Origin of the sequence: Streptomyces sp. NBC_00425, assembly GCF_036030735.1 — a bacterium.
Lineage (GTDB): Bacteria > Actinomycetota > Actinomycetes > Streptomycetales > Streptomycetaceae > Streptomyces.
Genome location: NZ_CP107928.1, coordinates 2,956,945 through 2,970,929, shown reverse-complemented (window position 1 = coordinate 2,970,929; position 13,985 = coordinate 2,956,945). Strand labels below are relative to the sequence as shown.

Below are 13,985 nucleotides of genomic sequence, written 5' to 3'. Positions count from 1 at the left end.
CACAGCACTGCCGGGCACGGTGGCGGGGGGCTTCCGGCGGGCGGGTAAGGTCTGCGGCTGTGAGTGGTACTTCCGCAGCTCTCGAGCCTCCGGCCGGGGCCCAGAAACCCGTCCGGCACCCCGACGCCCCCGCGCCCGGCGAACTGCTCGGCGCCCACTACGAACACTGTTTCGGATGTGGCGACGGGCAGGCCCACGGTCTGCATCTGCAGGCGCGGGCCGGCGAGGGCGTGACCGTCACCGCCGAGTTCACCGTGCAGCCGGCCCACCAGGGCGCTCCGGGACTGGCGCACGGAGGGGTTCTCGCGTCCGCCCTGGACGAGACGCTCGGCTCGCTGAACTGGCTGCTGCGGACGATCGCCGTGACCGGACGGCTGGAGACCGACTTCGTCCGGCCCGTGCCCGTCGGCACCACGCTGCACCTGGAGGCCGAGGTGACCGCGGTGGCCAGGCGCAAGATCTACTCGACCGCGACCGGGCGGATCGGCGGCCCCGACGGGCCCGTCGCGGTCCGCGCCGACGCCCTCTTCATCGAGGTCGCCGTCGAGCACTTCGTGGACCACGGCCGCGCGGAGGAGATCCAGGCCGCCATGAGCGACCCGGACCAGGTGCGGCGAGCCCGCGCCTTCGAGGTGAACCCGTGAGCCGCGGTCCCCTGGACGTCCTGATCCGGCGCGTCGATCCGGACGTACCGCTTCCGGCGTACGAGCACCCCGGCGACGCGGGAGCCGATCTGCGCACCACGGAGAGCCGCGAACTGGCGCCGGGGGAGCGGGCCGTGCTGCCCACGGGGGTCTCCGTCGCCCTGCCGGAGGGGTACGCGGCCTTCGTGCACCCCCGGTCGGGGCTGGCCGCCCGGTGCGGCGTCGCCCTCGTGAATGCCCCGGGGACGGTTGATGCCGGGTACCGTGGGGAGATCAAGGTGATCGTGGTGAATCTCGACCCGCGCGAGTCCGTGCGGTTCGAGCGCTTCGACCGGATTGCCCAACTGGTCGTCCAGCAGGTCGAGAGGGTCCGCTTCCAGGAGGTGGCGGAGCTTCCCGGGTCGGCGCGGGCCGCAGGGGGCTTCGGGTCCACCGGCGGCCATGCCGCCGTGGGCGGCGCAAGCGGTACAAGCGGTCAGGCCGCCGACGGCGGCGCGACGGGTGGGAATCGATACGCTTCGGTCGTATCCGACCGGGAAGGACAGTGACGTGTTCGGACGTCGCAACAAGAAGGGTGCCGCCGAGGACGCGGCCGGCGAGGCCGAGCAGGTCGTCGACAGTGTCGACGCTGAGGCGGACGACGTGGAGGGCGCGCGCGAGCGTGTGCGGCTCGAGCCGGAGCCGCGGCCCGACGGGCCCTGGGACGACTCGGAGGTGCGCGACCCCGCCGAGGGGCGCGTGGACCTCGGCGGGCTCTTCGTGCCCGGGGTCGACGGGATGGAGTTGCGGGTCGAGGTCGCCGGGGACGCGATCGTCGCCGCGACGGTCGTGCTGCGTGACAGCGCCATTCAGCTTCAGGCCTTCGCCGCTCCCAAGCGCGAGGGCATCTGGGGCGAGGTGCGCGAGGAGATCGGCTCCGGCATCACCCAGCAGGGCGGCATCGTCGACGAGGTCGAAGGGCCGCTGGGCTGGGAGCTGCGGGCCCAGGTGCCGGTGCAGCTGCCGGACGGCACGGGCGGCTTCCACGTCGTCCGCTTCGTCGGCGTGGACGGTCCCCGCTGGTTCCTGCGCGGGGTGATCTCGGGCCAGGGCGCGGTGCAGCCGCAGGCGGCGGGTCTGCTCGAGCAGATCTTCCGGGACACGGTCGTGGTGCGCGGCGAGGGCCCGATGGCGCCGCGCGACCCGATCGTCCTGAAGCTGCCGAACGACGCGCAGATGGTGCCCGAGGGCGTGCAGCAGCAGGACGAGAGCTCCCGCTTCTCGGGCGGCATGGGCCAGCTGCAGCGCGGACCGGAGATCACCGAGGTCCGGTAGCCCGGCGCCGGGACCCACGGCTGAGAAGGGCCGCACCCTCACGGGGGTGCGGCCCTTCGTCGTGCGCGCCGGCGGCCGCCGCCCCATCGCCCTCGCCGTGCGGGCCCACGGGGGGCGATTGCGCGTGAACCGATCCGGGGGGGCTCGTCCGATGAAGGGGCGAGGGGCGTCGACGGCCGTCCGGTCGCGTCAGGGTTGCGTCAACGACCCCCCTCGCCTGTCGGATCATCCCATTTGTCGGGACCGTTGGCCGTAAGGTCGACGCTGCACACGCGGTTTCAGCGGGAGACAGTGAGGCCATGGCACGCGGCAAGCTTCGGATCTACCTCGGTGCGGCACCGGGCGTGGGCAAGACGTACGCCATGCTCGGCGAAGCGCACCGGCGGCTGGAGCGCGGCACGGACTGCGTGGCGGCGTACGTCGAGCACCACGGCCGGCAGCGCACCGAGGTGCTGCTGCACGGTCTGGAGCAGATCGAGCGCCGGGAGCTGGAGTACCGCGGCGGCGCCTTCCCCGAGATGGACGTGGACGCGGTCCTCGCCCGCGCCCCGCAGGTCGCCCTGGTGGACGAACTCGCCCACACGAACATCCCGGGCTCGCGCAACGTCAAACGCTGGCAGGACGTGGAGGAACTGCTCGCCGCCGGCGTCGACGTGGTCTCCACGGTGAACATCCAGCACCTGGAGTCCCTCGGCGACGTCGTGGAGTCGATCACCGGCGTCCGGCAGCAGGAGACGGTGCCCGACGAGTTCGTGCGGCGCGCCGACGAGATCGAACTGGTGGACATGTCGCCACAGGCGTTGCGCCGGCGGATGGCCCACGGCAACGTCTACCGGCCGGACAAGGTCGACGCCGCCCTGTCCAACTACTTCCGGCCCGGCAACCTCACCGCCCTGCGCGAGCTCGCCCTGCTGTGGGTCGCCGACCGGGCCGACGCGTACCTGAAGCAGTACCGCCGCGACCACCGGGTGTCGGCGATCTGGGGCTCGCGCGAGCGGATCGTGGTCGGGCTGACCGGCGGCCCGGAGGGGCGCACCCTCATCCGGCGGGCGGCGCGGCTGGCGGAGAAGGGCGCGGGCGGCGAGGTGCTGGCCGTGTACATCGCGCGCAGCGACGGACTGACCTCGGCCTCTCCGAAGGAGCTGGCGCTCCAGCGCACCCTCGCGGAGGATCTCGGCGGCACCTTCCACCACGTGGTCGGCGACGATGTGCCGGCCGCGCTGCTGGACTTCGCCCGCGGGGTCAACGCCACGCAGATCGTGCTCGGCTCCTCGCGCCGCAAGACCTGGCAGTACGTCTTCGGGCCCGGGGTCGGCGCGACCGTCGCCCGGGAGTCGGGGACCGACCTCGACGTGCACATCGTCACCCACGAGGAGGTCGCGAGGGGGCGCGGGCTGCCGGTGGCCCGGGGCGCCCGGCTCGGGCGGACCCGGATCGCCTGGGGCTGGTTCGCCGGCGTGGCGGGACCGGCGCTGGCGGCGCTGCTGCTGAACACCGTCCACCTCGGCCTCGCCAACGACATGCTGCTGTTCCTGGCCGTGACGGTGGCGGCGGCGCTGCTCGGCGGTCTGCTGCCCGCCCTGGCCTCCGCGGCCGTGGGCTCGCTCCTGCTGAACTACTTCTACACACCGCCCCTGCACCGGTGGACGATCGCCGACCCGAAGAACATCGTGGCCATCGTGATCTTCGTCGGGGTGGCGGTGTCGGTGGCCTCGGTGGTGGATCTGGCGGCCCGGCGCACGCACCAGGCGGCCCGGCTGCGGGCCGAGTCCGAGATCCTCTCGTATCTGGCGGGCAACGTGCTGCGGGGCGAGACCAGTCTCGAGGCGCTGCTGGAGCGGGTGCGGGAGACGTTCGCCATGGAGTCCGCCGCCCTGCTGGAGCGGGCGGACGACCGGGCGCCGTGGACCCGTGCCGGGCACGTCGGCGTGGGCAGCCCGGTCGAGCGGCCCGAGGAGGCCGATGTGGACGTGCCCGTCGGCGACCACCTGGCGCTCGCGCTCACCGGGCGGGTGCTGCCCGCGGAGGACCGGCGGGTGCTGGCCGCGTTCGCGGCGCAGGCGGTCGTGGTGCTGGACCGGCGGCGCCTGCGGGAGGAGGCCGAACGAGCCCGCGCGCTGGCCGAGGGCAACCGCATCCGCACGGCCCTGCTGGCCGCCGTCAGCCATGACCTGCGCACCCCGCTGGCCGGCATCAAGGCGGCGGTCTCCAGCCTCCGCTCCCCGGACATCGCCTGGTCGCCGGAGGACCGGGCGGAGCTGTTGGCCGGCATCGAGGAGGGCGCGGACCGTCTCGATCACCTGGTGGGCAACCTGCTGGACATGTCACGCCTGCAGACCGGCACGGTCACGCCGATCATCCGGGAGACGGACCTCGACGAGGTGGTGCCGATGGCGCTCGGCGGGGTGCCGGAGCCGGAGCGGAGCGTGGAGCTGGACATCCCGGAGACGCTGCCGATGGTCGCCGTGGACCCCGGCCTGCTGGAGCGGTCGGTCGCCAACCTGGTGGAGAACGCGGTCAAGTACAGTCCCGTCGGCGCGCGCGTGCTGGTCGCCGCGAGTGCGATGTCCGACCGCGTCGAGGTGCGGGTCGTGGACCGCGGGCCGGGCGTCCCCGACGAGGCCAAGGAGCGGATCTTCGCGCCCTTCCAGCGGTACGGCGACGCCCCGCGCGGCGCGGGGGTGGGCCTCGGGCTCGCGGTCGCGCGGGGCTTCGCGGAGGCCATGGGCGGCACCCTCGAAGCCGAGGACACCCCGGGCGGCGGTCTCACCATGGTCCTCACCGTCCGCGCGGCCGGCCCGCGCCCCGAGCAGCAACCCGTGCGACCCGAAAGGCGGACCTCATGCTGAGCCAGGCCGGGGGGTCACCCCAGCCGTCCACGAGGGTGCTCGTCGTCGACGACGAGCCGCAGATCGTGCGCGCCCTCGTGATCAACCTCAAGGCCCGCGGATACGAGGTCGACGCGGCCCACGACGGCGCCACCGCCCTCCGGCTCGCCGCCGCCCGCCACCCCGACGTCGTCGTCCTCGACCTCGGGCTGCCGGACCTGGACGGCGTGGAGGTGATCAAGGGGCTGCGCGGCTGGACCCGGGCGCCGATCCTGGTGCTGTCCGCCCGGCACTCCTCGGACGAGAAGGTCGAGGCGCTCGACGCCGGCGCCGACGACTACGTCACCAAGCCCTTCGGCATGGACGAGCTGCTGGCGAGACTGCGCGCCGCCGTGCGCCGGGCCGAACCCGCCGGGGGTGAGGACGAAGCCCTGGTGGAGACCGACGAGTTCACCGTCGACTTGGTCGCCAAGAAGGTCAACCGGGCCGGGAAGGACGTCCGGCTGACGCCCACGGAGTGGCATCTGCTGGAGGTGCTGGTGCGCAACACCGGTCGCCTGGTCAGCCAGAAGCAGCTGCTGCAGGAGGTGTGGGGGCCGTCGTACGGGACGGAGACCAACTATCTGCGGGTGTACATGGCGCAGCTCAGACGCAAGCTCGAGGCGGATCCCTCGCACCCCCGGCACTTCCACACGGAACCCGGGATGGGCTACCGGTTCGAGCGCTGAAGCCGGGTCGGGCGGCCGATACGGCCCCGGGCGGGACGGCTGCCGGTGGCGGGTGGCGGGCCGCGGGCTCGGCGGTGGCCGGGGCGGGGAGTACGGCGGCGGCTACGGCTCGGAGGGGGCACCCCGGTACGCTTCAGACATGAGTGCTGTACCTCGTTCCGAAAAGCCGGCGGGCCGGTTCCGGCGCATGCTCGACCGGCTCTCCTCGTCGCAGGAGGACCTGGAGTCCGAGGAGCTGCGCGAGGACGCCGAGACGGCCGGCTGCACGCGAATAGACGACTGCCAGGACCGACAGATCGTCACGGTTACTGGTACCTTGCGCACGGTCACCCTGCGGCCGCGCGCCGGAGTCCCGGCCCTCGAGGCCGAGCTGTTCGACGGCAGCGCCGCGCTGGACGTCGTGTGGCTGGGCCGGCGCTCCATCGTGGGCATCGAGCCGGGGCGCAGGCTCATCGCATCGGGCCGGGTCTCCATGAGCCGGGGCCGCCGGGTGCTGTTCAACCCCAAGTACGAACTGAGACCCCTGGGTAGGGAGTAGCCGGTGACGTCGCTCGACAAGCCGACCGAAGACACGACCGTGGAGCATCCGACCGCGGAGGAAACCGCCGCGGCCGACGCCCGGGCGGTGACGGAGGCCGCGCTGTTCGAGGCGTTCGGCGGGATCCGCGGCATGGTCGAGACGGTGGTGCCCGGCCTGGTCTTCGTCACGATCTTCACGATCAACAAGGACCTGCACATGTCCGCGATCGCCGCGCTCGCGGTGTCGCTGGTCCTGGTCGTGGTCCGCCTGGCGATGAAGGACACGGTCAAGCACGCGTTCAGCGGGGTGTTCGGTGTCGCCTTCGGCGTCGTCTTCGCGATGATGACCGGCAACGCCAAGGCCTTCTACCTGCCGGGCATGCTCTACACGCTGGGTCTCGCGCTGGCGTACATCGTCACGACGCTGTGCGGAGTGCCGCTGATCGGTCTGATCCTCGGCCCGGTCTTCAAGGAGAACCTCTCCTGGCGGACCCGCAACCCCGGGCGCAAGAAGGCCTACGCCAAGGCCAGCTGGGCCTGGGGTCTGATCCTGCTCGCCAAGTGCGCGATCCTCTTCCCGCTGTACTGGTGGGCCGACACCGCCCAGCTCGGCTGGGTGCTGGTCGCCCTGAAGATCCCGCCGTTCCTGCTGGCCGTCTGGCTGACCTGGGTGTTCCTCGCGAAGGCGCCCGCGCCGATCGACGTGTTCGCGGAGATGGAGGCGGAGGAGAAGGCCGCGGCCGCCGCGGAGGCGGCGAAGGCGGAGTCGGCGGCGGAGGTCGGCGGGCGGCACCGCCGGGAGAGCTAGCTCCCGTGCCGGGCCGAGCGTCCCGGTGAAGGCGCCGCGCCGAGAGGCACAGACGCAGGCACGGGTACAGGTGGCGGCAAAGCCGAAGGGCGCCCTGAGATCTCAGGGCGCCCTTCGCCGTCGTGACCCTCGTCGGCTCAGTCGCCGGTGTCGTCCTTGCGGACGGACAGCAGGTCCTCGAGCTGTTCCTCTCTCGCCTGGGCGGCGACGAAGAGCAGTTCGTCGCCGGGCTCCAGGGAGTCCTCCCGGGTCGGGGTGAGAACCCGGGTGCCGCGGATGATGGTGACCAGCGAGGTGTCCTCCGGCCACTCCACGTCGCCGACCTGGGTGCCGGCCAGGGCCGACTCCTCCGGGAGCGTCAGCTCGACGAGGTTGGCGTCGCCGTGGCTGAAGCGCAGCAGGCGCACCAGGTCGCCGACGCTCACCGCCTCCTCGACCAGCGCCGACATCAGGCGCGGGGTGGACACCGCCACGTCGACGCCCCAGGACTCGTTGAAGAGCCACTCGTTCTTCGGGTTGTTGACCCGGGCCACGACGCGCGGGACGCCGTACTCCGTCTTGGCGAGCAGCGAGACGACCAGGTTGACCTTGTCGTCGCCGGTCGCGGCGATGACGACGTTGCAGCGCTGCAGGGCCGCCTCGTCCAGTGAGGTGATCTCGCAGGCGTCGGCCAGCAGCCACTCCGCCTGGGGGACGCGCTCGACCGAGATGGCGGTCGGCGCCTTGTCGACGAGGAGGACCTCGTGGCCGTTCTCCAGCAGCTCGCCGGCGATCGAGCGGCCGACGGCGCCGGCTCCGGCAATGGCGACCCTCATCGGTGACCGTCCTCCTTCGGGCCTTCGGCGAACGACGCCTCGACCTTCTCGACCTCGTCGGTGCGCAGCATCACGTGCACCAGGTCGCCCTCCTGGAGGACCGTCTGCGAGCTGGGCAGGATGGCCTCGCCGAGCCGGGTCAGGAACGCCACGCGGACGCCCGTCTCCTCCTGCATGGTACTGATCTTGTGGCCGACCCAGGACGCGGCGGCGTGCACCTCGGCCAGCTGGACGCCCCCGGTGGGGTCGCGCCACAGCGGCTCGGCGCCCGACGGCAGCAGCCGGCGCAGCATCTGGTCGGCCGTCCAGCGGACGGTGGCGACGGTGGGGATGCCCAGGCGCTGGTAGACCTCCGCGCGGCGCGGGTCGTAGATGCGGGCCGCGACGTTCTCGATGCCGAACATCTCGCGGGCCACTCGGGCGGCGATGATGTTCGAGTTGTCGCCGCTGGAGACGGCCGCGAACGCGCCGGCCTCCTCGATGCCCGCCTCGCGCAGGGTGTCCTGGTCGAATCCGACCCCGGTGACACGACGGCCGCCGAAACCGGAGCCCAGTCGTCGGAAGGCGGTGGGGTCCTGATCGATCACAGCGACCGTGTGCCCCTGTTGCTCCAGGGTCTGCGCGAGAGCGGAGCCCACTCTGCCGCAGCCCATGATGACGATGTGCACGACCGTCCTTCCGAGGGTCAAGAAGTAAAGAAGTCCATAAATTTCTGGCCTGGCTGGGAACAGGGTCTCAGACCGCCGCCCAAGCTACACAGGCGCGGTCGTCGCAGGGCACCCCCGTGCACCGTACGCGCGGCGCCGGGGAGGGGGGATCAGCGTCGACTGATGCTCCACAGACTCAGGAAGGTAAGAACTCCCAGGCCTACCAAGGCTCCTACGGCGCCGATGAGCTCCGCGGTCGTGTGCATGGACCCTCCGAGGGGCGGCAGTGGGCGGGGAATTGTCATATAGACATGGCGACCGCCGCGGCTGCGCAACCCGCCGCCGCCGACCGGCCGATTTCACCCGGGAGGCAGACGCGCCACGCCGTCACCCGGCTGAGCCCGGGGGAGGGTGGGCGGTCCCGTGTTCGAAGGCCTACGATCCTCTGTTGTGTCCAAACTGACCGACGTGCCCAAACGGATTCTGATCGGGCGCGCACTGCGCAGTGATCGGCTCGGAGAAACGCTCCTGCCGAAGCGCATCGCCCTGCCCGTCTTCGCTTCCGACCCGCTGTCCTCCGTGGCCTACGCGCCTGGGGAGGTACTGCTGGTCCTGTCCATCGCGGGCGTGTCGGCCTACCACTTCAGCCCCTGGATCGCCCTCGCGGTCGTCGTGCTGATGTTCACGGTGGTCGCCTCCTACCGGCAGAACGTCCACGCCTACCCGAGCGGCGGTGGCGACTACGAGGTGGCCACCACCAACCTCGGCCCCAAGGCGGGCCTGACCGTCGCGAGCGCGCTCCTCGTCGACTACGTCCTCACCGTGGCCGTCTCCATCGCCTCCGGCATCGAGAACCTCGGCTCCGCGATCCCGTTCGTCGTCGAGCACAAGGTGGCCTGCGCGGTCGCCGTGATCGTCCTGCTGACGCTGATGAACCTGCGCGGCGTCAAGGAGTCCGGCAAGCTGTTCGCCATCCCGACCTACGTGTTCGTCGCCGGCGTGTTCATCATGATCGCGTGGGGCGCCTTCCGCGGGGTGGTGCTCGGCGACACCATGCGGGCGCCGACCGCCGAGTACACGATCAAGGCCGAGCACCAGGGACTGGCCGGTTTCGCCCTGGTCTTCCTGCTGCTGCGCGCCTTCTCCTCCGGCTGTGCGGCGCTCACCGGCGTGGAGGCGATCTCCAACGGCGTCCCCGCCTTCCGCAAGCCCAAGTCGAAGAACGCGGCGAGCACGCTCGCGGCGATGGGTCTGCTGGCCGTCACCATGTTCTGCGGGATCATCGTGCTGGCCCTGGTCACCGACGTCCGGATGGCCGAGAACCCGGCCGCCGACCTGCTGCACAACGGCGTCGCCGTCGGCTCCGAGTACGTCCAGAACCCGGTGATCACCCAGGTCGCCGAGGCCGTCTTCGGCAAGGGCAGCTTCCTGTTCATCGTGCTCGCCGCGGCCACCGCGCTGGTGCTGTTCCTGGCGGCGAACACCGCCTACAACGGCTTCCCGGTGCTCGGCTCGATCCTCGCCCAGGACCGCTACCTGCCGCGCCAGCTGCACACCCGTGGCGACCGCCTCGCCTTCTCCAACGGCATCGTGCTGCTCGCCGGCGCGGCCACCCTGCTGGTCGTGATCTACGGCGCCGACTCCACCCGGCTGATCCAGCTGTACATCGTCGGTGTGTTCGTGTCCTTCACGCTCAGCCAGACCGGCATGGTCCGGCACTGGAACCGTCTCCTCGCGACCGAGAACGACCCGGTCAAGCGCCGCCACATGGTCCGCTCACGGGCGATCAACACCTTCGGCGCCTTCTTCACCGGCCTGGTCCTGGTCGTCGTCCTCGGCACCAAGTTCACGCACGGAGCCTGGGTCGCCCTGCTCGGCATGGTGATCTTCTACGGGACGATGACCGCGATCCGCCGCCACTACGACGGCGTCTCCGCGGAGATCGCCGCCCCCGAGGGCCCCAGCGACGACACCGTGCGGCCCTCGCGCGTCCACTCGGTGCTGCTGATCTCCAAGATCCACCGGCCGACGCTGCGCGCCCTCGCCTATGCCAAGCTGATGCGCTCCGACACCCTGGAGGCGCTGACCGTCAACGTCGACCCGGCCGAGACGAAGACGCTGCGCGACGAGTGGGAGCGGCGCGGGATCGACGTACCGCTGAAGGTCCTGGACTCGCCCTACCGCGAGGTCACCCGGCCGGTCATCGAATACGTCAAGAGCCTGCGCCAGGAATCGCCGCGCGACGCGGTGTCGGTGATCATCCCGGAGTACGTCGTCGGCCACTGGTACGAGCACCTGCTGCACAACCAGAGCGCCCTGCGGCTGAAGGGCCGGCTGCTGTTCACGCCCGGGGTCATGGTCACGTCCGTCCCCTACCAGCTGCAGTCCTCCGAGGCGGCGAAGAAGCGGGCGCGCAGGCGCTCGGAGTGGAACGCTCCCGGTTCGGTGCGGCGCGGTCCCCTCCAGGAGGGACGGCCGAAGGAGCCGTCGGCTCCGCGCGGCCGGCCGGATTCCGGCGGCGCCGGGAGCTCCCCGGGGCCGGACGCGAAGCACTGACCCGCGCTCCGCGCGAACCCTCGTCCCCGCGTCCCGGCGCGTGGTGAACGGCCGGACGACAGCCACGTAGACTGGTGGGCTGTTGTCCGGCCGTTCCTCGTTCGACGTTGTGGAGTCACCCCGCCATGCAGGCAGAACCGAACAACCCGCAGGCGGTGTCGCTCGTCGGGCAGGAGTACGAAGTCGAGATCGGCCCCGTCGCCCACGGCGGCCACTGCATCGCCCGGACGGAGGCCGGTCAGGTCCTCTTCGTCCGGCACACGCTGCCCGGCGAGCGGGTCGTGGCCCGGGTGACGGAGGGCGAAGAGGGCGCGCGGTTCCTGCGGGCGGACGCCGTGCAGGTCCTGGAGGCGTCCAAGGACCGCGTCGAGGCTCCCTGCCCGTACGCCGGCCCCGGCCGCTGCGGCGGCTGCGACTGGCAGCACGCCAAGCCCGGCGCGCAGCGCCGCCTCAAGGGCGAGGTGATCGCCGAGCAGCTGCAGCGGCTCGCGGGCCTCACGCCCGAGGAGGCCGGCTGGGACGGCACCGTGATGCCGGCCGAGGGCGACAAGCTGCCCGCGGGCCAGGTGCCCCAGTGGCGGACCCGTGTGCAGTACGCGGTGGACGCCGACGGCAACGCCGGCCTGCGACGCCACCGCTCCCACGAGGTCGAGCCGATCGAGCACTGCATGATCGCGGCGCAGGGCGTCAGCGAGCTGGGCATCGAGGAGCGCGACTGGTCCGGCATGGCCTCCGTCGACGCCATCGCCGCGACCGGCTCCCAGGACCGCATGGTGATCCTCGAACCCCGGCCGGGCGCCCGCCTTCCCCTCGTCGAGCTCGACAGGCCCGTCTCCGTGATGCGCGTCGAGGAGCACGACGGCGGCATCCACCGCGTCCACGGCCGCGCCTTCGTACGGGAGCGGGCCGACGGCCGCACCCACCGCGTCGGCAGCGGCGGCTTCTGGCAGGTCCACCCGCAGGCCGCCGACACCCTCGTCAAGGCCGTCATGCAGGGCCTGCTGCCCCGCAAGGGCGACATGGCGCTCGACCTGTACTGCGGCGTCGGCCTCTTCGCCGGAGCACTCGCCGACCGGCTCGGCGACAAGGGCGCGGTCCTCGGCATCGAGTCCGGCAAGCGCGCCGTCGAGGACGCCCGGCACAACCTCGCCGGCTTCGAGCGGGTGCGGATCGAACAGGGCAAGGTCGAGAGCGTCCTTCCGCGGACCGGGATCACCGAGGTCGACCTCATCGTCCTGGACCCGCCGCGCGCGGGAGCGGGCAAGAAGACGGTGGAGCACCTGGCGTCGCTGGGCGCGCGGAAGATCGCCTACGTCGCGTGCGACCCGGCCGCGCTGGCCCGGGACGTGGCCTACTTCCGGGACGGTGGCTACCGGGTGCGCACGCTGCGGGCCTTCGACCTGTTCCCGATGACGCACCACGTGGAGTGCGTGGCGATTCTCGAGCCGGCTTCAAAGGCGCTCTGACCTGCGATTTTCTTGGACTGCTCAGATGCGTCGAGGTGTGCCCGACCTGTTTCCCTCAGTCCATCGCGTGGAGTGCGTCGCAGGCTCGCGCCACATGCCTCACCTGCTGCTTCGAAGAGCGGGGTGCGGGCGATGAACGCTCTGCCCCAGCTTCGTGAGGGGGCGGTGGGGGAGGTGTCTTGACGCTCGTTCGACGCTGCTTCTGATGGGGCGTCACGAGGCTCGTGCGCCTGAAACAGCAGCGAGGTCAATGATCAAACTCAGACTGCACGCGGGCTCAGGAGTTGGCCGCCAGGCGCGGGTCGGTAGCGCGTGCTGAGATAGCAGCCGTAAAAGTCGCCGCGCCCGCCGTCGCCACCTTGGCGCCGTGCCGGTCGATCAACCAGGCGGTCTCGAGGACGAGCAGGCTCGGCCGCGCGAAGTCGCTGCGTGAGCGCGCGATGAGCTCCTGGACGACGCCCTCGTAGGCGAGCGTTTCGCCGACGCGATGCGCCTTCGCGACTGCTCGGCCAGCGGCCCCCGTCCAGTTTCTGCAGGACCTGGCCCGACGGCCGGCGTTCTCTTCACGAGGCAGAGACTGCCGATCCATGGACAAACCTTCCTCTCCCGCCCCTGTGCGGGCGCTCTTACGGTCGAGGCTGCGGGTGGTCACCGGCCCGCCGTACCGAAGGAGCAAGACCTCCATGAAGATGACTGGCAACACGATCCTGATCACCGGCGGCACCTCTGGCATCGGTCTCGGCCTGGCGGTGCGTCTGCACGAGGCTGGCAACAAGGTGATTGTCGCCGGCCGGCGCAAGGAACTCCTTGACGAGATCACGGCCGAGCACCCGGGTATCGACGCGGTCGTCCTCGATGTCGCGGACCCTGACTCGATTGCCCGGGCCCGTGAGGCCGTGGCCGCGAGCCACCCGGGGTTGAACGTCCTGGTCAACAACGCCGGCATTCAGCTGCTGGAGAGCGTCCTTGACCCGGCAGGACTCCAGGTCGCCGAGGATCACGTCGCGACCAATCTGCTCGGCACGATCCGGATGACGTACGCCTTCCTGCCGCTGCTGGTGGGCAAGGACGACGCGGTCGTCATGAATGTCACCTCCGCGCTGGCGTTCGTACCGTTCCCGATCACGCCGACCTACAGCGCGACCAAGGCCGCGCTGCACTCCTTCTCCGAGAGCCTGCGTATCCAGCTCGCCAGTGCTGACGCCGGTGTCCAGGTGATAGAGGTGGTCCCGGCGGGCGTGCGCACGACCCTGATGGGCCAGCAGGACAGCGAGCAGTCCATGCCGTTGGACGACTTCCTCACCGAGGTCCTCGATCTGCTGCGTGAGAAGCCCGACGCGAAGGAGCTGGTCGTCGAGCCCGCAAGGTTCATCCGCGACGCGGTGGCCACCGGCTCCTACGACGACGTCCTCGCCATGATGACCGGTAGCTGACCGACCTGTAGTGACCGACGCGGAACCAGCAGCACGCGGGCGGGTCCTGTGGGGCCACATGAGGGACGAACGCGAGCGGGACCCGCTTCGGGGTGGTCCTCACCGAGGATGCGGAACGGTAAGGAAGCGTCTTCGGCTTCGCCCCGGTCGTCGCACGAGAGGGGGCCGGCTGCGTCCTGAGGGCCGACGGGCACGCGAGCGCCCGGCACGGTGAACATCGTCGGGCC

13 protein-coding genes are annotated in these 13,985 nt (G+C 71.4%); 10 read left to right on the top strand and 3 right to left on the bottom strand.

The window, feature by feature from the left end:
• Window positions 1-59 precede the first annotated feature (59 nt).
• The 7 genes from OHS82_RS12410 (at window position 60) to OHS82_RS12380 (ending at window position 6,841) form a co-directional block, all read left to right on the top strand.
• Window positions 60-644, top strand: a complete 585-nt coding sequence (locus tag OHS82_RS12410; RefSeq protein ID WP_057575474.1) for a PaaI family thioesterase — start codon at window positions 60-62, stop codon at window positions 642-644.
• A complete protein-coding gene (gene dut / locus OHS82_RS12405) occupies window positions 641-1,192 on the top strand; it encodes a dUTP diphosphatase (RefSeq protein WP_057575476.1) in 552 nt (183 codons plus the stop codon). Before OHS82_RS12410 ends, dut begins: the two co-directional genes overlap by 4 nt.
• A 1-nt stretch (window position 1,193) precedes the next feature.
• A complete protein-coding gene (locus tag OHS82_RS12400) occupies window positions 1,194-1,958 on the top strand; it encodes a DUF3710 domain-containing protein (protein ID WP_057575478.1) in 765 nt (254 codons plus the stop codon).
• Window positions 1,959-2,257: 299 nt separating this feature from the next.
• Window positions 2,258-4,807 carry a sensor histidine kinase gene (locus tag OHS82_RS12395; protein ID WP_057575480.1) on the top strand — a complete coding sequence of 850 codons (2,550 nt, stop codon included), beginning with the start codon at window positions 2,258-2,260 and terminating at the stop codon, window positions 4,805-4,807.
• Complete coding sequence (locus OHS82_RS12390; RefSeq protein WP_057575482.1) at window positions 4,801-5,514, top strand: response regulator; 714 nt, start codon at window positions 4,801-4,803, stop codon at window positions 5,512-5,514. Before OHS82_RS12395 ends, OHS82_RS12390 begins: the two co-directional genes overlap by 7 nt.
• Window positions 5,515-5,653: 139 nt before the next feature.
• A complete protein-coding gene (locus OHS82_RS12385) occupies window positions 5,654-6,052 on the top strand; it encodes an OB-fold nucleic acid binding domain-containing protein (RefSeq protein WP_079041046.1) in 399 nt (132 codons plus the stop codon).
• A gap of 3 nt (window positions 6,053-6,055) precedes the next feature.
• Complete coding sequence (locus OHS82_RS12380; RefSeq protein ID WP_057575487.1) at window positions 6,056-6,841, top strand: DUF3159 domain-containing protein; 786 nt, start codon at window positions 6,056-6,058, stop codon at window positions 6,839-6,841.
• 137 nt (window positions 6,842-6,978) lie between these two features.
• Here the strand turns inward: OHS82_RS12380 and OHS82_RS12375 are convergent, their stop codons facing one another.
• Window positions 6,979-7,656 (bottom strand): potassium channel family protein, encoded by a 678-nt coding sequence (locus tag OHS82_RS12375; protein WP_057575489.1) that lies wholly within the window; start codon window positions 7,654-7,656, stop codon window positions 6,979-6,981.
• The gene (locus OHS82_RS12370) at window positions 7,653-8,324 is read right to left on the bottom strand and encodes a potassium channel family protein (RefSeq protein WP_057575491.1); all 672 of its coding nucleotides are present in this window, start codon (window positions 8,322-8,324) and stop codon (window positions 7,653-7,655) included. Before OHS82_RS12370 ends, OHS82_RS12375 begins: the two co-directional genes overlap by 4 nt.
• Before the next feature lie 429 nt (window positions 8,325-8,753).
• Between OHS82_RS12370 and OHS82_RS12365 the strand changes: the two genes are divergently transcribed.
• Window positions 8,754-10,859 carry an APC family permease gene (locus OHS82_RS12365; RefSeq protein WP_057575493.1) on the top strand — a complete coding sequence of 702 codons (2,106 nt, stop codon included), beginning with the start codon at window positions 8,754-8,756 and terminating at the stop codon, window positions 10,857-10,859.
• 125 nt (window positions 10,860-10,984) lie between these two features.
• The gene (locus OHS82_RS12360) at window positions 10,985-12,325 is read left to right on the top strand and encodes a class I SAM-dependent RNA methyltransferase (RefSeq protein ID WP_057575494.1); all 1,341 of its coding nucleotides are present in this window, start codon (window positions 10,985-10,987) and stop codon (window positions 12,323-12,325) included.
• Between the two features lie 277 nt (window positions 12,326-12,602).
• On the opposite strand, the gene OHS82_RS12355 is transcribed toward OHS82_RS12360, so the two are convergent.
• A complete protein-coding gene (locus tag OHS82_RS12355) occupies window positions 12,603-13,040 on the bottom strand; it encodes a hypothetical protein (protein WP_157876294.1) in 438 nt (145 codons plus the stop codon).
• Between OHS82_RS12355 and OHS82_RS12350 the strand changes: the two genes are divergently transcribed.
• Complete coding sequence (locus OHS82_RS12350) at window positions 13,009-13,758, top strand: SDR family oxidoreductase (protein WP_046917627.1); 750 nt, start codon at window positions 13,009-13,011, stop codon at window positions 13,756-13,758. The two genes, OHS82_RS12355 and OHS82_RS12350, sit on opposite strands and share 32 nt — an antisense overlap.
• Window positions 13,759-13,985: the final 227 nt, after the last annotated feature.

What these genes read in the sequence shown, in the direction of transcription:
- OHS82_RS12395 (WP_057575480.1), top strand. Translation starts at nt 2,258, where the DNA reads ATGGCACGCGGCAAGCTTCGGATCTACCTCGGTGCGGCACCGGGCGTG.
- OHS82_RS12390 (WP_057575482.1), top strand. Translation starts at nt 4,801, where the DNA reads ATGCTGAGCCAGGCCGGGGGGTCACCCCAGCCGTCCACGAGGGTGCTC.
- OHS82_RS12385 (WP_079041046.1), top strand. Translation starts at nt 5,654, where the DNA reads ATGAGTGCTGTACCTCGTTCCGAAAAGCCGGCGGGCCGGTTCCGGCGC.
- OHS82_RS12375 (WP_057575489.1), bottom strand. Translation starts at nt 7,656, where the DNA reads ATGAGGGTCGCCATTGCCGGAGCCGGCGCCGTCGGCCGCTCGATCGCC.
- OHS82_RS12360 (WP_057575494.1), top strand. Translation starts at nt 10,985, where the DNA reads ATGCAGGCAGAACCGAACAACCCGCAGGCGGTGTCGCTCGTCGGGCAG.
- OHS82_RS12350 (WP_046917627.1), top strand. Translation starts at nt 13,009, where the DNA reads ATGAAGATGACTGGCAACACGATCCTGATCACCGGCGGCACCTCTGGC.